This is a genomic window from Micromonospora sp. NPDC004336 (genome assembly GCF_053602615.1).
Window position 1 is genome coordinate 1 of sequence record NZ_JBSGDY010000052.1, and the last position, 24,820, is coordinate 24,820.

Sequence of the window (24,820 nt, forward strand, 5' to 3'; positions counted from 1 at the left end):
GGGGGGGGGGGGGGGGGGGGCCGCCGCCCCCGCCCGCCGGGGAGCCGCTGCTGTCGGCCCGGGACCGCACCGCCAGACCCACATGCGGGGCCGGCGTAGAGACCGGGGTGCTCGCCCTTCGGGCGCCGGGCGAGGTGCCGGGTCAGCCGGGTACCGCCCGTTCCGGGCCAGCCGCGTACCGCCCGTTCCGGGTCAGCCGCATACCGCTCGTTCCGGGTCAGCCGCGTACCGCTCGTTCCAGGTCCGCCGGGGAGCCCGCCATGATGGCGCGGGCGTGCCGGGCCACCTGCTCCGCCGGCCAGTCCCACCACGCCAGGTCGAGCAGCCGCCGCACGTCGGCCGCGTCGAACCGCCGCCGGATCAGCCGCGCCGGATTCCCGCCCACGATCGCGTACGGCTCCACGTCGGTCGTGACCACCGAGCCGGCCGCGATGACCGCCCCGTCGCCGATCCGTACGCCGGGCATGACGAGGCAGCCGTAGCCGAACCAGACGTCGTTGCCGACCACCGTGTCGCCCCGGCTCGGCGTGCCCGTGGCGAGATCCAGCGTGGCGTCCCGCCAGGCGCCCTCGAACATCGCGAACGGGTAGGTCGAGACACCGGACATGGGGTGCGCCCCGCCGGCCATCAGGAACCGGGTCCCGGTGGCGATCGCGCAGTACCGCCCGATGATTAGTCGCTCCGGCCCGTACGCGTAGAGCACGTTGGCGCGCTCGAAGTCGGCCGGCCCGGCGGGGTCGTCGTAGTAGGTGTACTCCCCGACCTCGATGGTCGGCGAGGTGACCACGGGCTTGAGGAAGGCGACCCGGTCGAAGCCGGGCAGCGGGTGACGGGTCGTCGGGTCAGGGACAGCGGTCATGCGGCTCCTCTCGTCGGGCGGCGCGCGCCCACCTAAACGCAACCGGAGTTGCGATAGGCTCCTGATGATGCCTGCCGTTCCGCCATAACGCAACTGGAGTTGCCTTTGTCTCCCGACCGCGCCACCCCTTCCGACCGCGCCACCCCTTCCGACCGCGCCACCACTCCTGACCGCGCCACCCGGCCCGGCGGTCGCGCCGCCCGGGTCCGCGCCGCCGTCCGCGCGGCCACCCTGGCGGAGCTGGCGGAGAGGGGCTACCAAGGGCTGACCGTCGAGGCGGTCGCCGACCGCTCCGGCGTGCACAAGACCACCGTCTACCGGCGCTGGGGCAGCGTCGAGGGGCTGATCGCCGACGCCCTGGAGCTGGCCAGCGGCGAGCCGTGGCCCGTCCCGGACACCGGGGACCTCGCCGGCGACCTGCGGGCGCTGACCCGGGAGGTACTGACCGGCTTCACCGACCCGGAGAGCGGGCCGGTCGCCACCGCCTTCGTCTCGGCGGCGGTGCAGGACCCGGCCGCCGCCCGCGCGCTGCACGCCTTCTTCACCGCCCGGCACGAGCAGGCCGCGCCGCTGGTGCGCCGGGCGGTGCGCCGGGGCGAGGTGCCCGCCGACACCGACCCCGCCGAGGTGGTCCGGGTGGCCGTCGCCCCGCTCTACTACCGGCTGTTCGTCAGCGGGGAGCCGATCGACGCGGCGGTCGCCGAGCGGGCCGCCGACGCCGCGCTGGCCGCCGCCCGGGCCGGCGTCCTGCGCGCCACACCGGCTCCGGAGACGCCGGCCCGGGGCACGCCGGCTCCGGACACACCGGCCCCGGACACACCGGCTCCCGACACACCGGCTCCTGACACGCCCGCTCCGGGCACACCGGCTCCGGGCACGCCGGCTCCGGGCACGCCGACACCGGGCACGCCGGGGGATCAGACGCCCGCCGGGTAGGTCTCCATCTCGCCCGGGCTGCTCAGGGCCGGCAGCGGGTGCAGGGCGGTGGTCTCGTCGCACCAGACGAAGGCGTCGTAGCGCTCCCCCAGCCGGGTCGGCACGTAGTTGCCCCACGACTCGAAGGACGGGTCGTAGACCACCCCGATCGCCCGGTGGTCGGCGGTGCCGGTGACCCAGCCCGGCTGGTCGGGGCCGCCGAAGACGAGTACCGCCCGGTCCGGCATCAGCTCGTGCAGGCGGTGTTCCACCGAGCCGGGCCGGGCCGGCGGCACCACCATCGCCTCGGCCGGCGAGCCCCAGCGCGGCGCGGCGATCACCGTGCCCCGGTAGCTGCCGAAGCCGACCAGCACCACCTCGTCCGGGCCGTGCCGTTCGCGGGCGAGCTGACCGATGTTGACCATCCCGTCGGCGGCCATGTCGGTGGCCCGGGCGTCCCCGACGTGGGTGTTGTGCGCCCAGACGATCCCGCGCGCGTCGGGCCCGTACCGTTCGAGCAGCCGGTCCAGCGTGTCCGCCATGTGGGTGTCCCGGACGTTCCACGACTCCGGCCCGCCGCGCACCATGGCCCGGTAGTAGCGCTCCGCGCCGGCCACCACCTCCGCGTTCTGCCAGGCCGAGAAGCTGTCCGGGCCGTCCACGGCGGCCTGTTCGCGGGTACGCGCCAGCAGCCGCACGACCTCCTCCTCACACCGGGCGGAGACGAACCGGCTGGCCATGCCGTACTCCTCGACGCGCTTGCCGTACGGCTCGAAACAGCGGTACGCGTCCTGCGCCGCCTCCAGCGACGCCGGGTCCTCCTCGCCGAGGTAGTCGAAGATCGCCTGCATGGACTCCCAGAGGCTGTAGACGTCCAGGCCGTGGAAGCCCGCCCGGGCCCCCGCCTGCCGCTCGACGTTCCACGCCCGCAGCCAACTGCAGAACCGGGCCACCTCGGCGTTCGCCCACATCCACGTCGGCCAGCGCTCGAAGCGCTCCAGCGCGGCGCGCGGCTCGACCGCCCCGCCCGGCGCCCCGGTCACCGAACGGTGCACCCGGTCGCAGTCCGGCCAGTCACCCTCGACCGCGACGAAGGAGAAGCCGCACTCGGCGATCAGCCGGCGGGTGAGTTGCTCGCGCAGCCGGTAGTAGTCGTAGCTGCCGTGCGTCGCCTCGCCGATCATCACGATCCGGGCGTCCCGGACGCGCTCCAGCAACGGGTCGAAGTCGCTCGGCGCGCCGAGCCGCTGAACCAGCATGCCGGGCGGCTACCCGGCGTGTCGCCGGGCAAACCGCCGTGACACGGGTACGACCCCGCGCGAGGAGACGCGACCCCGCGCGGGAAGACGCGACCCCGCGCGGGGCGAACCAGGGGCGGGGTCGGGCGGTGTGCCGGCGGGTTGAGCGGGTAGCCCGCCGGCATGACCGTCACCGGCGCGCAGTTGCAGGAGTACCTGGCCGGGCTCGACTACCCGGTCTCCCGGGAGGACCTGATCCGCTGGGGCCAGGAGAACGGGGTCGGCACGGAGACGCTCCAGACGCTCCGGTCCCTGCCGGCGGAGGAGTTCGACTCCCCCGCCGAGCTCGGCGACGCCCTGAACACGCTGGCCTGACGGGCGGGTCCGCCCGGTCCGGCGGCGCCCTAGCGGGCGTACAGCAGCCGGAACAGCACCAGCCACTGCTCCGGCCAGACGTGCCCGACCGGCGTGGCCGGGTCGAGCCGCGTCGCCCGCAGCGCCGCCGACAGCCGCGCCCGGGGGTGGTGCCGGCCCAGCGAGGCCGCGAGCGAGCCGCCGACCCCGTCGAAGCCGATCTCCACCATCCGACGGTACGCCGGCAGCGCCGACCCGGGCAGCAGCGGCTCCGGCCGCCGCTCGACGCGCAGGATGCCGGCGTCCACCCTCGGCGCCGGGCGGAACGCGGTACGGGGCACCCGACCGGCGAGCCGCCAGCCGTACTCCGGCCAGGTCAGCACGGTGAGCCGGGTCCACCGTCCGTAGTCGCCGCTGCGCCGGCGGGCGTACTCCAGCTGGGTGAGCAGGGTCGCCGCCCCCAGTTCCGGGGCGGCCAGGCACCACCGGACCACCGCGGCGGTGAGCGACCAGGGGATGTTGCCGACCACGTCGAACGCCTCGGCCGGCGGCGTCGCGGTCAGGAAGTCGGCCTGCCGGTGGGTCACGTTCGGCCGGGCGGCGCAGACCCGGGCCAGCTCCGCGCCGGCGGCGGGATCCACCTCGTACGCCACGAGCTGTCGGCACCGGTCGGCGAGCGGCCGGGTGAGCTGGCCCAGGCCGGCCCCCACCTCCAGCAGGAGCCGGTCGGGTCCGGGGCGGGCGGCGTGGACCAGCCGGGCGATCGCGGCCGGGTCGACGAGGAAGTTCTGGGAGAGCACGCGCCGGGAGCGGTCGCGTTCGGTCGCACGGGTACGGCGGGGCGCCACGGGTCATCGTCCTGTCTGTCGCCGGGCGGCGACGGGGCGGACAGGCAGCCGGAAGTGCGGGCCTGTCCGAGGAAACGGTGGACTCGGACGGCCCTGTGCGTGGCGCGGAACGTCGGATCGGCGGGCGCACGGCGGCACGCCACCGCCGACCCGGAGGTCGGGGCGGCACCCGGCGTCGCGCGGGCGGCCGGGGTGGCGCCGACGGCGGCGCTCACCTCCGGGGAGTTACCCGGGGCGACGGTGGGACGGCGCCCGGCGCCCGGACAGGACCGGACGGGGGGTGCCGTGCGTGCGGTGCGGGATCAGTCGCGGGTCGCGCCGGCCAGGGCCGGACGCCGGACTCGCAGGCGGGCCGCCAACAGCGACCCGAGGGCGGCCGGCGCGCCGACCCCCTTGATCAGAGCGTGCGTGGGCATGCGGGCGAGCCTAGCCCCGCCGGTCCCGCCCGGCGACCGATTTCCGCCCCACCCGCCGGACCCACCCGCGGCCGGTCATGCCCGACCCACTTCCGCCCGGCCCGCCGGCCCGCCCCCGACGGACCCGCCACCGGCCGACTTCCGCACCGACCGCCGGGCCCCGACCGGCTTCCGCCCGGCCCGCCGGCCCGCTCCGACCCGTTGCCGAGTGGGCAGCTGCTGTCGCCCGGGCGGCGACGGCTCGCCCGGTCAGCCCGCCACGTCGACGGTGCGGCCCTCGGCGCGGGCGGTCTCGGCGGCGGCGAGCACCGCGACGACCTCGCGGCCGAAGCGCACGTCGCAGCGGTGGTCCCGGGTGCCCGACGCGATCTCCGCCAGCAGCTGGTCGATCGCCACCCCCAGCGCGGTGACCGAGTCGCCCTCGCCGGCGGGGACGGTCTCGACGCCGTTCTCGCCGTAGAAGACGAACTCCCGGGTGACCGCCTCCGGCGGGGCGTCCAGGGTCAGCGAGACGGTGCTCGTCGCGCCCCCGTCGTGGGTGAGCAGCAGGTGGACGAGGCCGCGCGGGCCGTCCATGGCGGCGACCCGGGTGACCCGGCCGAGCACCGGCAGGACGAGCGACAGCGCGTGCGGGCCGATGTCCCAGAGCGCGCCGTGCCTGCGCCGCCACGGCGAGGCGCCGTACGGGCTGCCGGGCTGGAAGATCGAGCCGAACCGGACCGCCTTGGCGGTGTGCCACCCGCCGACGGCGGCGGTCGACGCCAGGAAGCCGGCGATGTCCGGCTGGTAGCGCCCGGTGAAGAAGACCACCGAGGCGACGCCGGCCGCCTGCGCGGCGTCGACCACCCGGTCGGCGTCGGCGACGCTCAACGCGAGCGGCTTGTCCAGCAGCAGGTGCCGGCCGGCGGCGGCGGCGCGGACCGCGATGTCGGCCTGGACGTCCGGCGGGAGGGCCACCGCGACCGCGTCGCAGGCGTCGAGCAGCGCCTCGACCTCGGTGAACGCGGGCACTCCGTAGTGGTCGGCCAGGCTGGCGGCCTTGCGTGGGTCGCGGCCCCAGACCCCCGCGAGCGTCGCTCCCGGGTGCGCGTGCAGCGCCGCGCCGTGCGTCTGCGCCGCCCAGTGCCCGGTGCCGAACAACCCGAACCGCACCACCAGAAACCTCCACCGTCGTCGTCCCACCACGGTACCCGCGAGGGCCCGTCGAGGTGCCTTTCCCCACCGCAGCGCCCCGCCCGGTGCGCCCCGGGGGCAGGGTGTTCAGGCCCCGAGAGCGGCGACCAACCGTCGCGCGGCGGCCTGCGCTCCGTCCGTACGGACGACGGCGGCGAACGCGCGGGCGCGGGCGGCCACCTCGGGCCGCAGCACGGCGCCGAGGGCGGCGGTCAGCGACTCCACGGTGGGCACGGCCTCCGGGTGCGCGCGGCCGATGGCGAGTGCGGAGACGCGTTGCGCGAAGTAGTGCTGGTCGTAGACCTGCGGTATGACGACCTGCGGCGTCCCGGCCCGCGCGGCCGTGGTCGTGGTGCCCGAGCCGCCGTGGTGCACCACCGCGGCCACCAACCTGAACAGCGCCTGCTGGTTGACCTCGCCGACGACGACGCAGTCGGGCGCCCGGTCGACCGGCGACAGGGGTGCCCAGCCCCGGGAGACGACCAGCCGGCAGCCGACCGCGCGCACCGCCCGCAGCGCCGTCTCCAGCAGACCCGGTGGCGCGGAGACGCTGCCGAATCCGAGGTAGACGCACGGCCCGCCGGCCCCCAGGAAGGCCGTCAGCTCGGCGGGTAGGGCCCGCTCGTCCGGCAGCAGCCAGGCGCCCGGTTGGTAGACGGCCGGGTCGGCGGGCTCCGGCCAGGGCGCCAGCGTCGGGTCGGTGGCCAGCCACGGCTGGTCGCCGTGGATGTGGTCGCTGACGTCGTCGACCGGGACCAGTCCCACCGCCGCCCGGAGCGCGTTGAGCGGCGCCGCGAAGGTGTCGTTGACGTGCCGCAGGTTGGCGGCCCACAGTTCGCCGTTGTCGGCCGACGCGGGCGCGGGCGCCGCCCCGAGGAGCGGCAGGGGCGGCGGCGGGTGGTGCGGCGAGGGAAGGGCCGCCGGGCAGAGCGCCGCGTAGACGTACGGGATGCCACGCTTCTCCGCGACGGTGCGGGCGGCGATCTGGAGGCCGGTCGACGCGACGAGGACGTCGCAGTCCCGGGCCGCCCCCGACAGCACCTCGAACTGTACGGCGATGGAGGACTCGGCGAACTGACGCAGCCGGGCCGGCGAGGGGCGGGGTGCGGCAGCCCGCGCCGTGGGCGCCGCCGACCTGCGCCAGGGCGGGCCGACGGGCACGAAGGGAATCCTGAAGGTGGCCACCCAGCGGGCGAAGTCCGGCGGGGCGCAGAGGCGGACCTGCAGGCCGAGGGCCTTCAGCCGCGACGCCAGCGCCACCAGTGGTTGGACGTCGCCGCGCGACCCGAGGGTCGACAGCAGTACGCGCATGATGTTCGCCTTTCCGTCTCTGGCGGCGGCGGAATCCGGGCGTGGCGGTACGGGCCCGACTCCCTCGGCGGGCCTCGCTGCGTCCTCGATCCGCTACCCCGGCGTCGGGGTGCCCCCGGGCGCCAGCGCCGCGGGTCGCCGGGCGGCGGGCCGGGCGGGCACCCGGCGCGCGGCGCCGGCCACGGGCTGGCGGGACCGCAGGGTCAACACGTGGCCGAGCCCCTCGACCTCGCGCAGTTCGGCCGCGTACTCGGCGGCCTGCGCCTGGCGCAGGTAGTCAAGCGTCCCCGGGTCGGCGGCGCACATCCCCGGCGTGGCGTCGGCGGTGGCGACCAGGTGCACCTCGCCGGCCAGCGCCAGCGAGGCCGAGATGAACTGGCAGAGTTCCGGCCACAGCAGGTACCGCCAGAAGTCGACGCTGACCACGGCGTCCAGGCTGCCGGGCGGCATGGGCGGCGCGACGCCGAGCAGGTGGAGGTTGGTCGGCCCGGTGGGCGCGGCGTAGTCGTAGGTGAGCGCCGCGGCGGGCAGCCCCGCCTCGGCGCGGCCGGTGCCGATCCAGAGCACCCGGGGCCCCCGCAGCCGGCCGGCGAGGCGCGCGACGGCGGGCCCGATGGCGCAGGCGGAGCGCTGGACGCACTCCTCGATGAGCGCCCGGTAGTGCAGCATCCGCCGGATCGCCTCGTATCCCATGACCGCGGTGAGGAACTCCCACTCGAGGCAGGGATACATCCTGGCCGCCTGCTGGAAGTTGGCCTTCATCTCCATCCAGTTGCGGGTGATGTTCTTGTGGTGCGGCAGGTGGACGACCCGGGCGTCGTCGTCGTACCCGAAGTTGACGCCGTCCGGCAGGCTGCGGTCCACGCGGTAGAACAGCTCGACGTCCTCCACGCCGTAGCTCAGGCCGAACGCCTCGCGGTAGCCGCCGACCCGGGCGAAGACCTCGCTGGGCAGCGAGATGTTGTGCGTGTAGGCGACCACCCAGCCGGCCCGCAGCCAGTCGCTGTCGTCGGTCGGAAGCCCCGTACCGAACCGCAGGTCGCCACCGTGCGGGAAGGCCCGCGCGATCCCGTCCGACTCGCCGGCCAGCACGGCGGGCAGGTCCGCGAGGCCGATCTCGTCCCGCCGGCCGATCAGCACCGCCGCGTTGCCGGGCGTGCCGTGCCACGTCAGGTGCCGCTCCAGCAGGTCGGGGACGGCCCACGAGTCGGCGTCGAGGAAGACCAGCAGGGGCGCCGAGGCACACCGGGCCCCCGCGTTCCGGGCGGCGGAGCGGCCCTTGCGCCCGGCGAGTTCCACCACGCGCAGGCGGAGACCGGCGCCCTCGGCGAGGGCCTCGGCGTAGCCGTCGGACGAGCCGCCGTCCCGGACCACGATCACCTCGAAGCGTTCGGGCGGCAGCGTCTGGCGGGTCAACGCCCGGAGGGTCAGCGCGAGGCACTGCGGATCCTGGTAGGTCGGCATCACCACACTCAACGCCGGACGGGTGGTGGGCAGCGGCATGGCGATCCTCTCCGTCGGACGAACGTGCCATCGGAGGTCGGGGCGACGATCTCCAGAGGATAACGCTCCGCGACCGCCCGCTTACCCATAAATAGGGGTCGATAGGGGTCGGCGGCGGGACCGCGAGGGCGGCGGGTCGCGGGGTGTACTACGCGGGTTAGTAGGCTGTGCCGGTGACCGAACCGCGCCCCGGATGGCCCCGATGACCAGCGCAGCCTCGGCCGGCTCGCCGGTGGACGGGCTCCTCGCGACCGCCTCGATCGTGCTCTCGCTCCTCGTCGCGGCCTGGGCGCTGGTGGCGACGCTGCGGCACCGCGCCCCGGACCGGGCGCAGTACGCCGGCCTGGCCCTGCTGGAGGCGGCGCTGCTGGCGCTGGCGGTGCTGGCGGGGGTCGCCCTCGGCGGCGGTGAGCGCCCCGACGAGCCGGGCGCCTTCTTCGGCTACCTGGCGACGCTGGTCTGCCTGCCGCCGCTGGCGTGGGTGCTGGCGCGGATGGAGCCGACCCGCTGGGGCTCGGCCATCGTCTGCGCGGTCTGCCTGGTCACCCCGGTGGTCGTCGTACGGCTCCAGCAGACGTGGGAGGTGCTCGGTGGCTGAGGTGCGGGCCCCGGAGCGGAAGCGGACCAACGCCGGCCCGGGGCGGCTGCTGATCGCGGTCTACCTGCTCTTCGCGATCGCCGCCACCAGCCGCGCCGGCCTCCAGATCGCCACGAAGTTCGACGAGGCCCCGGTGGCGTACCTGCTCTCGGCGCTCGCCGCCGCCATCTACATCGTCGCGGCGGTCGGGCTGGCGCGCGCGGGCGACGCCGGCCGGCGCGTCGCGCTGGCGTGCTGCACGGTGGAGCTGGTCGGGGTGCTCGGCGTCGGGATCCTCAGCCTGGCCGACCCGGAACTCTTCCCCGACGAGACGGTCTGGTCGGGCTTCGGCAGCGGCTACGGCTACATCCCGCTGGTCCTGCCGGTGCTCGGCCTGCTCTGGCTCTGGCGCACCCGCGCCGCCCGCGACTGACCCGCCGCCCGCCGCCGCGGCCCGGCGTCGGGGCGCCCGGCGGGCCGGGTTCACCGGCCGCACCGGGCGCATTCCGCGGCGTGGACGGGGTCAGTCCTTCGGGCCGCCGGCGACGTAGATGACCTGGCCGGAGACGAACGACGCGCCCTCGCTGGCCAGGAACGAGATCGTGTGCGCGACGTCCTCCGGCCGGCCGGGACGGCGGACCGGGATCTCCGCCGCGGCGTGCTTCTGGAGGTCGTCGAAGTCGACCTTCATCCGGGCGGCGGTGGCGGCGGTCATGTCCGTGACGATGAAGCCGGGCGCGACCGCGTTGACGGTCACCCCGAACGGGCCCAGCTCGATGGCGAGCGTCTTGGTGAAGCCCTGGAGGCCGGCCTTCGCCGCGGAGTAGTTCGCCTGGCCCCGGTTGCCGAGCGCGGAGGTGCTGGAGAGGTTGACGATCCGGCCCCACTTCTGCTCGACCATGTGCTTCTGGGCCGCCTGGCTGAACAGGAACGCCCCGCGCAGGTGCACGCCCATGACCGTGTCCCAGTCGGCGTCGGCCATCTTGAACAGCAGGTTGTCGCGGAGCACGCCGGCGTTGTTGACCAGCACGGTCGGCGCGCCCAGCCCGGCGGCGACCCGCTCGACGGCCGCCTCGACCTGGGCCCGGTCGGAGACGTCCGCGCCGACGCCGAGCGCCCGGCCACCGGCGGCGGCGATGGCGTCCACCGTCTCCTTCGTCGCCGACTCGTCGATGTCGACCACCGCGACGGCGAGGCCGTCGGCCGCCAGCCGCCGGGCCGTGGCCGCCCCGATCCCCCGCGCCGCGCCCGTGACGATGGCGACCCGCTGCTGCTCCGACATGCCTACCTCCCGGTAACCTGCGCTCGATGGCCAGGAGCTTAACCCAGGCGTACGCCGCCTCGGCCCGCCGCGGGACGCCGGTCCCCGCCGCGGCCGGCCGGGTCGCGAGCGCCGCCCGGCTACTCTCGCCGCCGTGGAGGCAGTGGAGATCGAAGCACCCGTCGTCGGCGTCACCGTCTATCCGGACCGGGCCCGGGTCACCCGCCGGGGCAGCATCCGGCTGACCGCCGGCGAGCATCGGGTACGCGTCGCGCCGTTGCCGCTGGGCGTGCGGCGGGACTCGCTGCGGGTCGGCGGCCGGGGCGCGGCCACCGTGCTCGGCGTGGACGTCACGACGTCGCGGCGGGCCCGCAGCGCCGACGGGCAGGTCCGCGCGCTGGAGCAGCGCAGCCGGGAGCTGGCCGACGAGCTGGCCGAGGTCGACGACGCCGACGAGGTCGAGACGCAGCGGGGGCAGTTCCTCGCCCGGCTGGCCGACCGGGCCGGCGGCACGTACGCCCGCGCGCTGGCCTGCGGCGACGCCGCCCCGACCGACGTGGCCGCCTTCGCCGACTCGGTGGCCGGCCAGCTCGCCGACTCCCAGCGCCGCCGGCGCGGGCTGGCCCGGCGGCGCACCGACCTGACCGAGGAGCGGGCTGCCGTCGAGCGGGAGCTGGCGGCCGCGAGCGGCAAGCGGGAGGCGGACCGGCTGGTCGCCGAGGTGACGGTGTCGGTGGACGCCGACGACGCCGAGCTTGACCTGGAGCTGAGCTACCTGGTCGACGGGGCCCGCTGGCAACCCTCCTACGACGTGCGGCTCGTCGACGACACCGTGACCGTCACCTGGTTCGGCCTGGTCAGCCAGGACACCGGCGAGGACTGGCCGGAGTGCCCGCTCGAACTCTCGACGGCCCGTCCGGCGACGGCCACCGGCGTACCCGAGCTGACGCCCTGGTATCTGGACCGGGTCCGGCCGGTGCCGCCGCCGATGCCGGTGGCGGCGGCGGGCTTCGGCGCGATGTCGGCGCCCCCGGCCCCCGGCGCCGCACCCGCCGGCGCGGTGGCCCGGTCCGGCGCGCCGCGCCCCAGGGTGCGCGAGAGCGCCGCCACGGTCGAGCAGGGCGTCACCGCGGCCACCTACCGGCCGGCCCGCCCGGTCGCGGTGCCGGCGGACGGCAGCGCCCACCGCGCCACCATCGCCGTGCTGGAGCTGCCGGCCCGGCTGGACCACGTGACCGCGCCGGTCCGCGCGGCCGAGGCGCACCTGCGGGCGACCGTCCGCAACACCTCGGCGCACACGCTGCTCCCCGGCCCGGCGGCGGTCTTCCACGGCGCCGACTTCGTCGCGGCCACCCGGCTGAAGACGTGGGCGCCCGGCGAGGAGACCGAGCTGGCCCTCGGCGTGGACGACCGGGTCCGCGTGGAGCGCACGCTCAGCCGGCGCGCCGACACCCGCGCCACCCTCGGCTCGACCCGGCGGCGCGACGTGGAGTACCGGATCACCGTCGCCAACCACACGCCCCGACCGGCGACGGTGGAGGTGCGCGACCAGCTTCCGGTCTCGCGCGACGAGGCGGTGGTCGTGCGGGAGTCCACCCTCGTGCCGCCCCCGGCCGAGCGCACGGAGCTGGGCGAGCTGACCTGGCGGCTGCGGCTCGGGCCCGGCGAGGACGGCGAGATCACCATGGGCTTCCGGGTCGAGCTCGCCAAGGGGGTGGAACTGGCCGGCTGGCGGGAGTGACCGGCCGCCCCGCCGGAGCGGGGCGACCGGCCTTCAGCGTGTGGCGGCCTTCGGTGTGGGGGCCGAACTCTGGTGGGGTGGCCGGCCTCCGGTGTGGCGGCCGGCCTTCGGCGGGGTGGCCGGCCTTCGGCGGGGTGGCCGGCCTTTCGGCGGGGCGACCTTCGGCGGGGTGGCGGCCGGTCAGAGGCCGCGGCCCCGGCAGAGGCGGATCCACCGGTAGCCGTAGCCGGCGACCTTGAGGCGGTCCAGCTTGCCGACGTCGCCGTAGTTGCGGTCGGCGAGCACGTCGATGGGCAGGTCGGCCTCCGGCTCCAGCATGCCGAGGTCCACCTCGGCGTCGTCGGTGCCGAGGTTGTGCAGGAAGACCATCGTGCCCGTCGGCCCGTCGGCCCGGTGCGCCAGCACGCCCGGCGGCATGGTCACGTCGATGTGCGTGGTCGAGCCGGAGCCCACCTCGGGGGCCTCGCGCAGCGTACGGATCATCCGCTCGAACCAGGCGAGCAGCGACTTCGGGTCGCTGCGCTGGGCGGTCACATTGACCTTCTCGTAGCTGAAGTCACCCTTGTCGATGACCGGGCGGACCAGCTTCTCCGGGTCGGCCGTGGAGAAGCCGGCGTTCGGCTGGTACGACCACTGCATCGGGGTGCGGATCGCCTCCCGGCCGGGCAGCGACAGGTCCTCCCCCATGCCGATCTCCTCGCCGTAGCGCAGCACCGGCGTGCCGCGCAGCGAGAACTGCAGCGCGTACGCCAGCTCGATGCGGCGGCGGTCGTTGCCGAGCATCGGGGCGAGCCGGCGACGGATGCCCCGGTCGTAGATGCGCATGTTCTCGTCGGGGCCGAACTCCGCGTACACCTGGTTGCGCTGCTCGGCGGTGAGCCGGGACAGGTCGATCTCGTCGTGGTTGCGCAGGAAGGTGGCCCACTGCCCGCCCTCGGGCAGCGCCGGGGTGTCGCGCAGCGCCTCGATGATCGGCTCCGGGTCCTGCCGGGCCAGGGCCAGCATCAGCCGACCGTTGAGCATGAAGTCGAAGAGCATGTGCAGCCGGTTGCCCGAGCCGCCGCTGTCGGCGAAGAAGGTCGGCAGCTGGTCGGGCTCGACGTTGGCCTCGGCGAGCAGGACGGCGTCGCCCCGGCGCCACTGCACGTGCTGGCGCAGCTCGGTGAGGAACTCGAAGTCCTTCGGCGAGTTCGGGTTGCCCGGCTCGGTCAGCTCGATGATGAACGGCACCGCGTCCATCCGGAAGCCGGAGACGCCGAGCTGGAGCCAGAACGAGACGATCTTCTTGATCTCCTCGCGCACCCTCGGGTTCGCGAAGTTGAGGTCCGGCTGGAACTTGTAGAACCGGTGGTAGTACCAGGCCTTCGCCGTCCGGTCGTAGCTCCACGTCTCGTGCTGCTCGCCCGGGAAGACCATGCCCTGGTGCCGGTCGCTCGGCTCGTGGTCGGACCAGACGTACCAGTCGCGGTAGGGCGAGTCCGGCGACGACCGGGCGGACTGGAACCACGGGTGCTCGTCCGAGGTGTGGTTCACGACCAGGTCGATGATCACCCGGATGCCCCGGTTCTGCGCCTGGTGCAGCAGCTCCGCGAAGTCGCCGAGGGTGCCGAAGCGGGGGTCGACGTTGTAGAAGTCGGTGGCGTCGTAGCCGTCGTCGCGGTTGGGCGACGGGTGGATGGGGTGCAGCCAGAGGCAGGTCACGCCCAGCCGGGCGAGATAGTCGAGTCGGCCGATCAGGCCCCGGATGTCGCCGACGCCGTCGCCGTCGGAGTCCGCGTACGTGTCGATGTCGAGGCAGTAGACGACCGCCTCCGAATACCACCTGTCAGCCATGCCGGCCTTATGTCTCCGGTTCCGGCCGCCGGCAAACACCGCCGCCCGCTCCGCGCGCCCGGCGGGAGCCCGCGCCGGCGCCCCGGCTCCGCCGCCGGCGCGGACCCGTCGGCCGGCGTCGTCACTGGTCGCCCGGCTGGCCGACCAGGCGGTCGCCGAGCGGGCTGCGTCGGTAGAGGACGTGCCGGCCGTCGCGGGCGCGGCTGAGCAGCCCCGCCGCGTGCAGGACCCGTAGGTGCTGGGAGACGGCGCTGGGCGTCACCGTCAGCCGGCGGGCGATCTCCACGGTGGGCAGCGGCTCGGCGAGGAGGTGGAGCAGTCGCGCCCTGGGCGCGCCGAGCAGCGACGTGAGCGCGGTCGCGTCGGCGGCCGGCGGCGCCTCCCACAGCGTCGCCACACCCCGGCAGGGGTACGCCAGCAGGGGCGGCTCGTGCGGGCTGACCGGCGGGGCGGGCTTGTGCGAGAAGACGGACGGCACCAGCAGCAGCCCCCGGCCGGCCGCGACGACCCGGTGCCGGCCGATCATCCTGTCGATGTGCAGGACCCCGTCCTGCCAGCGCAGGTTCGGGTGCATGTCGGCGAAGAGCAGCCGCGCGCCCCCCAGGGCCAGTTGCCGGGCCCGGTAGGTCATGTCGGCCTCCAGCACGAGCCGCATCTGCGGCCAGCTCGGCCTGATCGCGACGTCCCAGTAGCGCTGGAGGCGGTCGCAGATGGTGTCGCGGAGGGCCAGGACGGGGGCGGCGTCCGTCGCGGTGGCGTCGCGGAGGACCGCCGGCAGCCGGCCGCGCGGGTACGCGGCGCACAGGTCGCGGCGGACGATGTCGGCGGGCGTCCGGCGCACGGCGGCCAGTTCCTGCTCGAAGCTGGCGGCGAACTCGGTCGGCCGGCGGGTGAGGAAGTCGGGGACGGCCCGGTCCGGCCCGACCAGCGAGGTCAACAGCTTCACGTCGGCCGGGTCGAGCCGCCCGAGGACCGACCTGCGCCAGGGCAGGTGCAGCGCGTACAGGCCGGGCTCGCGGAGCACCCGGAGGCTGAGCGCGGCCTCGTGGATCGGCGAGATCGCGAAGCGGGTGTCGGCGAGGTCCTCGACGCCGAGCTCAAAGCTGATCATTAAGCGATACGCTACATCGGTTGGCCGTCTCGGGCCCCTGCCGTGGACTGTCGGCATGACACTTCCGAACATCACCGACCAGGCCGACCCGCAGCGCACCGCGATCGTGACCGGAGCGGCACGCGGCATCGGCGCGGGCGTCGCCACCCGGCTGGCCCGCGACGGATTCCGGGTCGCCGTGGTCGACCTCGACGAGGCGGACTGCGCCGGCACCGTGGAGGCCATCACCGGCGCCGGTGGCACGGCCGCGGCCTACGCCGCCGACGTGAACGACGAGGCCGCCGTGGGCGCCGCCGTCGCCCGGATCGCCGCCGAGCTGGGGCCGCCGACGGTGCTGGTCAACAACGCCGGCATCGGCGGCCCCAACGCCGGCGTCGAGGAGACGAGCACCGAGCAGTGGGACGCGGTCACGGGCGTCAGCCTGCGGGGGGCGTTCTTCCTCACCCGGGCCGTGGTCCCGTACATGATCGAGGCCGGCTGGGGGCGGATCGTCAACATGTCGAGCATCTCCGCGCTCGGCGACTCCGGCCGGGTCGACTACGCCGCCGCCAAGGCCGGCCTGATCGGCTTCACCAAGTCGCTCGCCCTGCGGCTCGGCCGGCACGGCGTGACCGCCAACGCCATCGGCCCGGGCTTCGTGGTCAGCGAGATGACGCGGATCGCGGCGCGGCGCCGCAACCGCAGCTTCGAGGAGCACCAGCGGATCGTGGCGGAGACGATCCCCGTCGGCCGGGTCGGCCAGCCCGAGGACATCGGGCACGTCGCGTCGTTCCTCGTCAGCCCCGGGTCGGGGTTCGTCTCCGGCCAGGTCATCTACGTGGCCGGCGGACCGGTGGACTGACCTGGCCGACGGTCGCACGCCCGGTCCCCCCATGAACCGCCGGCTGCTGTTGCTGCTCACCCTCACCTGCGGGGTCGCCGTCGGAAACGTCTACTTCCCGCAGACGACCAGCCCGCTGGTCGCCGCCGGCCTGGACGTCAGCCCCGCCTCGGCCGCCCAGGTGGTGACCGCGGCACAGTTCGGCTACGCCGCCGGGATCTTCCTGCTGGTGCCGCTCGGCGACCGGATCCGGCACCGGCCGCTGATCCTCACCCTGCTCGGCATCACCGGAGCGGCCCTGCTCGCGGCGTGCGCCGCCCCCACCCTCGCGCCGCTGGTCGGCGCGAGCGCCCTCGTCGGGGTCACGACCGTGGTCGCGCCCGTCATCGGCCCGATGGCGGCCAACCTGACCGCCGACGACAGGCGCGGCATGGTCAGCGGCACGCTGCTGAGCGGCTCGATCGGCGGCATGCTGCTGTCCCGCACCGTCGCGGGGACCATCAGCGAGTGGTGGGGGTGGCGGGCCCCGTACCTGACGGCGGCGGTGTCCGTCCTGCTCGTCGCGGTGGCGTTGGCCCGCGTACTGCCGGCGACCCGGCCGCCGTCCGGGCACCGGTACCCGGCCCTGCTGGCCGAGTCGCTGCGCCTGCTCCGCACCGAGCCCGACCTGCGCCGCTCCTGCCTCTACCAGGCGACGGTCTTCGCCGGCTTCTCGGCGGTCTGGACCACCGTCGCGCTGCTGCTGACCGGGCCGGCGTACGGCCTCGGCGCCCCGGCGGTCGGATTGCTCGCCCTGGTCAACGCGGCGACCATGCTCTGCACCCCGGTGGCGGGACGGCAGGTGGACCGCCGGGGGTCCGACGCGGTCAACCGGATCTGCCTGCTCGGCGTCATCGCCTCGGCCGGCGTCCTCGCCTTCGGCGGGCTCGGCGGAGTCGGGGGCCTGGCTGCCCTGGTGCTGGGCACGCTGCTGCTCGACGTCGGCATGCAGTCCGGCATGGTCGCCAACCAGGTGCGGATCTACGCCCTGCGGCCGGACGCCCGCAGCCGCCTCAACACCGCCTACATGACCTGCGCCTACCTCGGGGGCAGCCTGGGCTCGTGGCTGGGCGCCCCCGCGTACGCCCGCTTCGGCTGGCTGGGCGTCTGCGGCCTCCTGACGCTCCTCGCCGCGGCGGCCCTGGCCCACCACCTGACGACGACACCCGCCGGCCGCCGCCCCTCGTCACGCCCCCGCCGGCCGGCGGGCGCCGCACCCGGCCCTCTCCCGACCGCCGCCGTGCCCGGCTCTCTCCCGGCCGCCGCCGTGCCCGGCTCTCTCCCGGCCGTCGGCGCGCTTGCCGCCGCTCGACCGGGCCCGGGCCCGTGGTCGGTCCGGGGACGCCGGCCGGAGGACCGCCGGCGGTACGGTCAGCGGCATGGGTGACGAGCTGCGGACGGTCGACTGGGCCGAGGGCGCGTGGTGCAACGAGCCGGAGCGGGTCGAGCGCGGGCCGGCGGGCGAGCTGCTGGTGCAGCCGGCCGAGGGCAGCGACCTGTGGCGGCACACCTCGTACGGCTTCGTGCACGACGACGGCCCGGCGCTGCTCGCGCCCTTCCCCGTCGGCGAGGCGGTGGAGGTGGCCTTCCACCTCGACTACGGCGAGCAGTTCGACCAGGCGGGCGTGCTGGTCAGGGTGGACGAACGAAACTGGGTCAAGGCAGGGGTGGAGGTCAGCGACGGGCAGCCGCAGGTCGGGGCCGTGGTCACCCGCGAGGTGTCCGACTGGTCGGTCGCGCCGGTGCCGCAGTGGACCGGGCGGGAGGTGACCGTCCGGGTCAGCCGCGACCGGGACGCGCTGACCGTCCGGGCCCGAGCCGAAAACGAGCCGTGGCGGCTGGTCCGGCTCGCCCCGCTGCCGCCGGAGGCGGTGGCGACGGCCGGGCCGTACTGCTGCTCCCCCACCCGCGCCGGGCTGCGGATCCGGTTCACCGGCTGGTGGCGGGGGCCGGCCGACGCGGCACTGCACCCGGAGGACTGAGCCGGGGCGGCGCTGCACCCGGAGGGCTGAGCCGGGGCGGCGCTGCACCCGAGGGCTGAGCCGGGGCGGCGCTGCACCCGAGGGCTGAGCCGGGGCGGCGCTGCACCCGAGGGCTGAGCCGGGGTGGCGCCGCACCCCGGAGGGCTGAGCCTGGGTGTCTCCGCTCACCCGGCAGGTGTGACCGGCGGGCCCCGGGGTAGAGAAATCTGATCCCCCGGACCCGGCCGAAAGGATCGCGATGGCACTCGCCGAGAACGTCGACCCGACCCGGCTCGGCGGGCTGACCGGCTGGGTGGCGGGAGTCATCGACGCCGCGGGCGCGCTCGGCGTGGCGCTGCTGGTCGCCCTGGAGAGCATCATCCCGCCGATCCCGAGCGAGATCGTCCTGGCGATGGCCGGCTACCTGGCCGGCGAGGGCCGGTTCAACGTGCTGCTGGTCATGCTCGCCGCGACCGCCGGCTCCCTGGCCGGGGCGCTCGTCCTCTACTGGCTGGGCGCGGTCGCCGGCGAGGACCGGCTCAAGCGCTGGCTCGACCGGCTGCCGCTGGTCGACCGGGACGACCTGGAGAAGGCGGACCGCTGGTTCGAGCGGCACGGCCGGTGGGCGGTGCTCTTCGGCCGGATGATCCCGGTGGTGCGCAGCCTGGTCTCCGTACCGGCCGGGGCCAACCGCATGCCGCTGCCCGAGTTCGTCGCGTTCACGACGCTGGGCAGCGGCATCTGGAATGCCCTCTTCGTCGGCCTGGGCTACGCCCTCGGCTCGCGCTGGCAGCAGATCGAGCGATACAGCAACTGGTTCGACTACGGCATCATCGCCGTCTTCGTCGTGATGATCGCCTGGTGGGCGGTCAAGAAGAGCCGCCGTCGCGCCGCCCGCCGCCGCGAGCGCGCCGACGCCACCACCCGCTGACCCACCGCCCTCGCCCTCGCCCTCGCCCTCGCCCTCGCCGAGATCTTGGTGGGAAATGGCGCCCCTGGAGGGGCACTTTCTTGCCAAGATCTCGAACCGCGAGGCGGTGGAGCATGGCCGCGACGCCGGAGAGCGGAAGGAAGGACAGGGCCAGGGCGAGGGATCGGGAACTGCAGCGGGGCAGATCGCAGGCGAGGGCGAGGGGTGGAGGCCCCCAGCCAGGCTGGGGGGCCAGAGCGAGAGGCAGGGGGTGAGGAGTACAGCGGGTCAGGGTCAGGACGACAGAGGGCAGGAGGCCAGGACAGAAGGAGGGCAGGCAGGGAATCGAGGTCAGGAGGTCAGGAGGTCGGGGAGTCGGAGCGATGGTCAGGAGGAAAGAGGGCAGGGGGCAGGAGGTCAGGGAAGGGTGTCGAGGTGGGGGGCCACCGTGCGGGCGAAGTTGTTGCCGTTGGAGACGTCCCAGTTGACCGACCAGGTCATCGCGCCACGGATGCCCGGATAGGTGCGCGGGGGGCGGAAGCTGCCGCAGTTGGTGCCGCGCGCCAGGCAGTCCAGCGCCGCGTTCACCACGCTCGGCGCGACGATGCCGCCGCCGGCCGCGCCCGGCCCGGCGGGCAGGCCGAGACCGACCTGGTCGGGTCGCAGCCCGGCCTCCAGCTGGATGCAGGCCAGCGCGACGATGAAGTTCACGGTCCCCTGGCCGTACGCGGCGTTGCGGTCGCAGCCGAGCATCGCACCCGAGTTGTAGAACTGGGTGTTCACGACGGTGAGGATGTCCTTGATGTCGAGCGCGAGCTTGAAGTAGCTGCTGCCCGGGGACTGCATGTCGATGGTCTGCGGCGCCATCGCGATGATCAGGCCGGCGCCCACCTTGGCCCGCAGCGAGCGCAGCGCCTGCGCCATGTAGGTCGGGTTCAGCCCGTTCTCCAGGTCGATGTCGACCCCGTCGAAGCCGTACCGCTGGATCAGCGCGTGGACGCTGTCGCTGAACGCCACGGCGGAGGCGGCGTCGTTGACCGCCACCCGGCCCGTCTCGCCGCCGACCGAGATGATCACCTTCTTGCCCCGGGACTGGAGGGCGCGTACGTCGGCGGCGAACTCCGCGTCCGGGTAGCCGCCGAGGGCGGCGGAGAGCCCCGGGTCGACGGCGAAGGTGACGGCGCCGGGGGTGGCGGTGGCCTCGGCGAAGGCGACCGCGACCACGTCGTACTCGGCGGGCACGTCGCGCAGCCGCAGCTCGACCGCCGGGTTGTCGAAGTTGTGCCAGTATCCGGTGAGGATGTGCTGCGGCAGCCCGGTGTTCGGCGGCGGGCTGGTCGGGGGCGGCGTGGTGGGCGGGGCGGTCGTCGGGGGCGCGGTGCTGGGCGGGACGGTGCTGGGCGGGAGGGTCGTCGGGCCGGTGCCGCCGCCGCACGGCGCGCCGTTGAGCTGGCAGTTGGCCGGGGCGCCCGGCCCGTTGCCCAGGAAGCCGAACGAGACGGAGGCGCCGGGGGCGATGCTGCCGTTCCAGGACCGGTTGGTGAAGGTGTGCCGCTGGCCGGACGAGGTCAGCAGCGCGTCCCAGTACGAGCCGACGGTGGTGCCCGCGGGCAGGTCGAAGGTGACGGTCCAGCCGGTTAGCGTGCTGCCGCCGCCGTTGGTGATCGTGTACTTCCCCTCCCAGCCCGAGCCCCAGTCGGACGTCTTGACGAAGCTCGCGGTCGCCCCGGCGGCGAACGCCGGCAGCGCCACCCACACCGCGCCGACCGCCGCCACCAAAGCCGTGACCAGCGACAACACCACAGATCTGGACCGTGTCACAGCATCCTCCACGCCCCGGACGACATCAATCGTCATCGACATTGACGCTTATTATTAGGACTGTTAACTGTTTCTGTCCAGGGGCGACGGACGGCGCGGGCCGGGCGCGGCCGTCAGCGCCGATCGCTGCCGCCCGCGCGGGGCTCACGGACGGCGCGGGCCGGCCGCGCCGTCCGTCCGGCGGCCGTCAGCGCCGGTCGCTGCCCGCCCGGGCGGGGTGCGGACGGCGCAGCACCGCCTGCTCCAGCGCCGACCAGGCGGTCGTGGTGACCAGGTAGATCACGGCGGCCAGCGGCAGCACCAGCGCCACCAGCACCGTCGCGTACGGCAGCAGCGGCAGCAACCGGCCGAACACGGCGGCACCCGGCCCCTGCGCCGGCGCGCCGGCCACCGTGCCGGTCTCGGCCGCCGCCCGCCGGATCCGCCGGGAGGTCGACCACGCCAGCGCGAGCAGGGCCGCCAGCAGTACGCCGAACAGCGGCAGCACGGCACCGGCCAGCCCGTCGCCGAGGTGGTGCCCCAGCGGCACCCCGGCCAGCCGCTCGTCGAGCAGCCCGGTGCCGCCGTCGGCGGTGGCGAAGAGCCGGTACATCACCAGCAGGAACGGCGCCTGGAGCAGCACCGGCAGGCAGCCGGCGACCGGGTTGGCGCCGTTGGCCCGGTAGAGCGCGAACAGCTCGCTCTGCAACCGGGCGGGGTCGTCCGCGTACCGTCGCTGGAGGTCGCGGACCTCGGGGGCGAGCGCCGCGCGGCGCCGCTCCCCCCGGACCTGCGCGACGGTCAACGGCGAGATCAGCAGCCGGACGGCGACGGTGAGGACGACGACGGCGACGGCCGTGGCCGCGCCGCCGGCCAGCGGTTCGAGCAGGCCGGTGAGCCAGGAGAGCGCGCTGCCGGCGGCGCCGACGGCGTCGTGCAGTGGTGCGAAGGCGAACATGGTTGACCCCTCGGTCCGATTCCGGGTGGCGGCCCGACGGGACGGAAGACGTCGCCGGGCCTCGGGTGACGGCGGAATCGGCCGCGCGGCGGGCGCTACGCGGCCGAGGGGTGCGCCCCGGGCGCCCGGGGGCGGGGGCGACCGGCGGCGTCCGGGTCGACCTGCCGGGGCACCCGGCGGTGACGGGCCCGGGCCCGCAGGGCGGTGGCGCGGGCGGCCCGCGGGGCGCCGACGCCGGCCGCCGTGTGCAGCGCGAGCACGGCGGCGAGGAGCACGACGGCGGTGAGCGCGGCCCCGGCGAGCAGCCCGGCCGGGCGGTCGGCGAGCAGGACCAGGTGGGTGAGCGTGTACGCCCACGTCCCCACCACTAGCCCCCACGCACCCGGCACGCCGCTCAGCCTAGAACCCGCTGTCACGCCGGCCGACCGGAACGCGCGACCGGGGCCGCCGCTCTGCCGGAACACGGGCACCACGCTCGCGGCCGGGTGTGCGAGGCGACGGGCGACACGCCGTCGACACGCGGGACCGCGTTTTCCGGCACCGGCACCCTGGGTAACCATCGGCCGACCGGCGCGGACGGACCGCGGCCGGGCGCGAACGGACGGTGGTGACGATGACCGGCCAGGTGGCGGAGGCCCCGAGTGCGACGGTCGAGAGGACGGATCTGCTCACGGTGGGTGTCGAGGAGGAGTTCCTGCTCGTCGACCCGCACACCGGAACCGCGGTGCCCGCCGTCGACCTGGTGATGGAGCAGGTGCCGCCCGAGCTGCGCGGCCAGGTGGAGCGGGAGTTCCAGACCAGCCAGATCGAGATCGGCAGCCCACCCGGCCTGGAACTCTCCTCGATCCGGCATTCCCTGGGCGTCCTGCGCGTCGCGCTCGCCGACGCGGCCGAGCGAGCCGGCGTACGGCTGCTCGCCATCGGCACCGGGCCGGTGGACGGACCGGTGCCCCCGGTGGTCGACAAGCCCCGCTTCGACCGGATGATCGAGCGGTTCCGGCTGCTGGTGCCCGGGCCCGGCAACAACGGCATGCACGTGCACGTCGGGGTGCCCGACCCGGAGACCGGCGTGCAGGTGCTCAACCACGTCCGGCCCTGGCTGCCGGTGCTGCAGGCGGTGACCGTCAACTCCCCGTTCGCCAAGGGCGAGGACACCGGCTACGCGAGCTGGCGGTCGGTCGAGTGGGAGCACTGGCCCTCGGTGGCGCCCACTCCCTTCCTGGAGTCGCACGAGCACTACGAGCGGCTGATCCGCCAGCTCATCGCCAGCGGCGTGATGCTCGACGAGGGGATGCTCTACTGGTACGCCCGGCTGTCGGCCAAGTATCCGACCGTCGAGATCCGGATCGGCGACGTCTGCCCGTCGGTGGACGACGCGGTGCTCGTCGCCGCGCTGGTCCGGGCCATGGTGGCGACCGCGCTCGACGACATCGCCGCCGGCCGGCCCGCCATCCGCACCGACCACCACCTGCTGGTCGCCGCGCACTGGCGGGCGGCGCACGACGGGCTGGAGGGCGAGGGCGTCGACCTCACCGACGGCGAGCTGCGGCCGGCGTGGGAGCTGTTCGACCAGTTCGTCGAGCGGATGCGCCCGGCCCTGGAACGCCACGGCGACCTCGACGAGGTGACCGACCTGATCGGCGGGCTGCGCCGGCACGGCACCGGGGCGGCCCGGCAGCGCGCGGTGCTCGCGCGCGGCGGCGACCTCGTGGACGTGGTCCGGGACGTCGCCCGGCAGACCCGTGGATCGGGCCGCCCGTGACAGTATGGTCCCCGTGGCGCAACGGCTGATCGTCATCGGTGGGGATGCCGCGGGCATGGCGGCGGCGTCCCAGGCGCGCCGCCGCCGCGACCGCGGCGACCTGGAGATCGTCGCGTTCGAGCGGGGGCACTTCACGTCGTACTCGGCGTGCGGCATCCCGTACTGGATCAGCGGGCTGGTGCCCGAGCGGGACCAGCTGATCGCCCGCGACCCGGCGACGTTCCGGGAGCGGTTCGACATCGACGTCCGGATGCGACACGAGGTGACCGGCATCGACCTCGACCGGCGCCAGGTGGTCGCGCGGGACCTCGACGGCGGCGGCGAGGTCCGCGAGCGGTTCGACACCCTGGTCTACGCGACCGGCGCGGTGCCGACGAAGCCGGACTGGGCGCATACCGACGCCCGTGGGGTGTTCGGCGTGCAGACCCTCGACGACGGCGCGGCGCTGCGCGACTGGCTGGAGTCCGAGCCGCGGCCCCGCCGGGCGGTGGTCGTCGGCGGCGGCTACATCGGCGTGGAGATGGCCGAGGCGCTGATCCAGCGCGGGCTCGCCGTCACCCTGGTCGAGCAGGCCGAGCAGCCGATGTCCACCGTCGACCCGGACATGGCCGAGCTGGCCACGGCCGCGATGCGGGGGATCGGCATCACCATCCGCACCGGCCTGACGGTGACCGGGCTGGAGGAGACCGACGGCCGGGTGTCCGCGGTGCTCACCGCCGAGGGGCCGATCCCCGCCGACCTGGTCGTCCTCGGCCTCGGCGTACGCCCCAACACGGCGCTCGCGAAGGCCGCCGGCCTGCCGCTCGGCGTCACCGGCGGCGTCCGGGTGGACCGCCGGATGCGGGTGCAGGGGGTGCCGGACGTGTGGGCCGCCGGCGACTGCGTGGAGACGGTGCACCGGGTGACCGGGATGCCGGTGCACGTGCCGCTGGGCACCCACGCCAACAAGCAGGGCCGGGTGGCCGGCATCAACATCGGCGGCGGCTACGCCACCTTCGCCGGGGTGATCGGCACCGCCGTCACGAAGGTCTGCGAGCTGGAGGTCGGGCGTACGGGGCTGCGCGAGCGGGACGCCGCGGCGGCCGGGTTCGAGTTCGTCTCGGTCGTCGCCGAGTCGACCAACCGCGCCGGCTACTACCCGGGCGCCCGGTCGATGACCGTGAAGCTGATCGCGGAGAAGCCCAGCGGGCGGCTGCTCGGGGCGCAGATCGTCGGCTGGTCCGAGGCGGCCAAGCGGATCGACACCCTCGCGGTGGCGCTGTGGAACGGCATGACGGTGGACGACATGACCGCCCTCGACCTCGGCTACGCCCCGCCGTACGCCCCGGTCTGGGACCCGGTGCTGATCGCCGCCCGCAAGGCCGTCGACGCCCTGGCCGCCACCGCCCGGTGACCGGTGCGGAAGGGGCACCTTCCCGACGCCCGGGGCA

The 24,820-nt window shown here is 75.3% G+C and carries 23 protein-coding genes; 11 read left to right on the top strand and 12 right to left on the bottom strand.

Annotation, left to right across the window (positions count from 1 at the left end; all coding sequences use genetic code 11):
* Positions 1-217: 217 nt before the first annotated feature.
* On the bottom strand, positions 218-859 hold the full coding sequence (locus ACWENR_RS13855) for a CatB-related O-acetyltransferase (protein WP_452277352.1): 642 nt from the start codon (positions 857-859) through the stop codon (positions 218-220).
* Between the two features lie 105 nt (positions 860-964).
* Between ACWENR_RS13855 and ACWENR_RS13860 the strand changes: the two genes are divergently transcribed.
* A complete protein-coding gene (locus tag ACWENR_RS13860; protein WP_452277353.1) occupies positions 965-1,795 on the top strand; it encodes a TetR/AcrR family transcriptional regulator in 831 nt (276 codons plus the stop codon).
* Here the strand turns inward: ACWENR_RS13860 and ACWENR_RS13865 are convergent.
* The gene (locus tag ACWENR_RS13865; protein ID WP_452277354.1) at positions 1,777-3,033 is read right to left on the bottom strand and encodes an erythromycin esterase family protein; all 1,257 of its coding nucleotides are present in this window, start codon (positions 3,031-3,033) and stop codon (positions 1,777-1,779) included. The two genes, ACWENR_RS13860 and ACWENR_RS13865, sit on opposite strands and share 19 nt — an antisense overlap.
* Before the next feature lie 162 nt (positions 3,034-3,195).
* On the opposite strand from ACWENR_RS13865, the gene ACWENR_RS13870 reads away from it, so the two are divergent.
* Complete coding sequence (locus tag ACWENR_RS13870) at positions 3,196-3,387, top strand: DUF2795 domain-containing protein (RefSeq protein ID WP_452277355.1); 192 nt, start codon at positions 3,196-3,198, stop codon at positions 3,385-3,387.
* A 29-nt stretch (positions 3,388-3,416) separates the two neighbouring features.
* Here ACWENR_RS13870 and erm read toward each other — a convergent pair whose 3' ends face one another.
* The 4 genes from erm to ACWENR_RS13890 all read right to left on the bottom strand — a co-directional run bounded on the left by erm (position 3,417) and on the right by ACWENR_RS13890 (position 8,617).
* Positions 3,417-4,214 carry an ErmE/ErmH/ErmO/ErmR family 23S rRNA (adenine(2058)-N(6))-methyltransferase gene (gene erm, locus ACWENR_RS13875; RefSeq protein ID WP_452277356.1) on the bottom strand — a complete coding sequence of 266 codons (798 nt, stop codon included), beginning with the start codon at positions 4,212-4,214 and terminating at the stop codon, positions 3,417-3,419.
* Between the two features lie 665 nt (positions 4,215-4,879).
* Positions 4,880-5,785 carry a Gfo/Idh/MocA family protein gene (locus tag ACWENR_RS13880; protein ID WP_452277357.1) on the bottom strand — a complete coding sequence of 302 codons (906 nt, stop codon included), beginning with the start codon at positions 5,783-5,785 and terminating at the stop codon, positions 4,880-4,882.
* A 105-nt stretch (positions 5,786-5,890) separates the two neighbouring features.
* A complete protein-coding gene (locus tag ACWENR_RS13885) occupies positions 5,891-7,114 on the bottom strand; it encodes a glycosyltransferase (protein ID WP_452277358.1) in 1,224 nt (407 codons plus the stop codon).
* 93 nt (positions 7,115-7,207) lie between these two features.
* Positions 7,208-8,617 carry a glycosyltransferase family 2 protein gene (locus ACWENR_RS13890; RefSeq protein WP_452277359.1) on the bottom strand — a complete coding sequence of 470 codons (1,410 nt, stop codon included), beginning with the start codon at positions 8,615-8,617 and terminating at the stop codon, positions 7,208-7,210.
* 202 nt (positions 8,618-8,819) lie between these two features.
* Here ACWENR_RS13890 and ACWENR_RS13895 point away from each other — a divergent pair, with 202 nt between their 5' ends.
* Together ACWENR_RS13895 and ACWENR_RS13900 are read left to right on the top strand one after the other, a co-directional pair.
* A complete protein-coding gene (locus ACWENR_RS13895) occupies positions 8,820-9,215 on the top strand; it encodes a hypothetical protein (RefSeq protein ID WP_452277360.1) in 396 nt (131 codons plus the stop codon).
* Positions 9,208-9,627 (top strand): hypothetical protein, encoded by a 420-nt coding sequence (locus tag ACWENR_RS13900; RefSeq protein WP_452277361.1) that lies wholly within the window; start codon positions 9,208-9,210, stop codon positions 9,625-9,627. The genes ACWENR_RS13895 and ACWENR_RS13900 overlap by 8 nt, the downstream gene beginning before the upstream one ends.
* A gap of 90 nt (positions 9,628-9,717) precedes the next feature.
* Here the strand turns inward: ACWENR_RS13900 and fabG are convergent, their stop codons facing one another.
* Positions 9,718-10,476: a 3-oxoacyl-ACP reductase FabG gene (gene fabG, locus ACWENR_RS13905; protein ID WP_452277362.1), complete on the bottom strand. Its 759-nt coding sequence runs from the start codon at positions 10,474-10,476 to the stop codon at positions 9,718-9,720.
* Between the two features lie 133 nt (positions 10,477-10,609).
* Here fabG and ACWENR_RS13910 point away from each other — a divergent pair, with 133 nt between their 5' ends.
* Positions 10,610-12,196, top strand: coding sequence for a DUF4139 domain-containing protein (locus tag ACWENR_RS13910; protein WP_452277363.1), 1,587 nt, complete (start codon positions 10,610-10,612; stop codon positions 12,194-12,196).
* A 180-nt stretch (positions 12,197-12,376) separates the two neighbouring features.
* Here the strand turns inward: ACWENR_RS13910 and ACWENR_RS13915 are convergent, their stop codons facing one another.
* Together ACWENR_RS13915 and ACWENR_RS13920 are read right to left on the bottom strand one after the other, a co-directional pair.
* On the bottom strand, positions 12,377-14,029 hold the full coding sequence (locus ACWENR_RS13915; RefSeq protein WP_452277364.1) for an alpha-amylase family protein: 1,653 nt from the start codon (positions 14,027-14,029) through the stop codon (positions 12,377-12,379).
* 121 nt (positions 14,030-14,150) lie between these two features.
* Entirely contained in the window at positions 14,151-15,140 is a 990-nt protein-coding gene (locus tag ACWENR_RS13920) for an ArsR/SmtB family transcription factor (protein ID WP_452277365.1), read from the bottom strand.
* 55 nt (positions 15,141-15,195) lie between these two features.
* On the opposite strand from ACWENR_RS13920, the gene ACWENR_RS13925 reads away from it, so the two are divergent.
* The 4 genes from ACWENR_RS13925 to ACWENR_RS13940 all read left to right on the top strand — a co-directional run bounded on the left by ACWENR_RS13925 (position 15,196) and on the right by ACWENR_RS13940 (position 18,891).
* A complete protein-coding gene (locus tag ACWENR_RS13925) occupies positions 15,196-15,981 on the top strand; it encodes an SDR family NAD(P)-dependent oxidoreductase (protein ID WP_452277366.1) in 786 nt (261 codons plus the stop codon).
* A 31-nt stretch (positions 15,982-16,012) separates the two neighbouring features.
* The gene (locus ACWENR_RS13930) at positions 16,013-17,386 is read left to right on the top strand and encodes an MFS transporter (RefSeq protein ID WP_452277367.1); all 1,374 of its coding nucleotides are present in this window, start codon (positions 16,013-16,015) and stop codon (positions 17,384-17,386) included.
* On the top strand, positions 17,379-17,981 hold the full coding sequence (locus ACWENR_RS13935) for a DUF1349 domain-containing protein (RefSeq protein ID WP_452277368.1): 603 nt from the start codon (positions 17,379-17,381) through the stop codon (positions 17,979-17,981). The genes ACWENR_RS13930 and ACWENR_RS13935 overlap by 8 nt, the downstream gene beginning before the upstream one ends.
* Before the next feature lie 238 nt (positions 17,982-18,219).
* Positions 18,220-18,891 carry a DedA family protein gene (locus ACWENR_RS13940; protein WP_452277369.1) on the top strand — a complete coding sequence of 224 codons (672 nt, stop codon included), beginning with the start codon at positions 18,220-18,222 and terminating at the stop codon, positions 18,889-18,891.
* A gap of 396 nt (positions 18,892-19,287) precedes the next feature.
* Here the strand turns inward: ACWENR_RS13940 and ACWENR_RS13945 are convergent, their stop codons facing one another.
* From ACWENR_RS13945 to ACWENR_RS13955, 3 genes are all read right to left on the bottom strand, one after another.
* Positions 19,288-20,691, bottom strand: coding sequence for a chitinase (locus ACWENR_RS13945; protein WP_452277370.1), 1,404 nt, complete (start codon positions 20,689-20,691; stop codon positions 19,288-19,290).
* A 187-nt stretch (positions 20,692-20,878) separates the two neighbouring features.
* Positions 20,879-21,628: a YidC/Oxa1 family membrane protein insertase gene (locus ACWENR_RS13950; RefSeq protein ID WP_452277371.1), complete on the bottom strand. Its 750-nt coding sequence runs from the start codon at positions 21,626-21,628 to the stop codon at positions 20,879-20,881.
* Positions 21,629-21,723: 95 nt separating this feature from the next.
* The gene (locus ACWENR_RS13955) at positions 21,724-22,017 is read right to left on the bottom strand and encodes a DUF6412 domain-containing protein (protein WP_452277372.1); all 294 of its coding nucleotides are present in this window, start codon (positions 22,015-22,017) and stop codon (positions 21,724-21,726) included.
* Between the two features lie 224 nt (positions 22,018-22,241).
* On the opposite strand from ACWENR_RS13955, the gene ACWENR_RS13960 reads away from it, so the two are divergent.
* Both ACWENR_RS13960 and ACWENR_RS13965 read left to right on the top strand, forming a co-directional pair.
* Positions 22,242-23,390, top strand: a complete 1,149-nt coding sequence (locus ACWENR_RS13960) for a carboxylate-amine ligase (RefSeq protein ID WP_452277373.1) — start codon at positions 22,242-22,244, stop codon at positions 23,388-23,390.
* Between the two features lie 13 nt (positions 23,391-23,403).
* A complete protein-coding gene (locus tag ACWENR_RS13965; RefSeq protein ID WP_452277374.1) occupies positions 23,404-24,783 on the top strand; it encodes an FAD-dependent oxidoreductase in 1,380 nt (459 codons plus the stop codon).
* Positions 24,784-24,820: the final 37 nt, after the last annotated feature.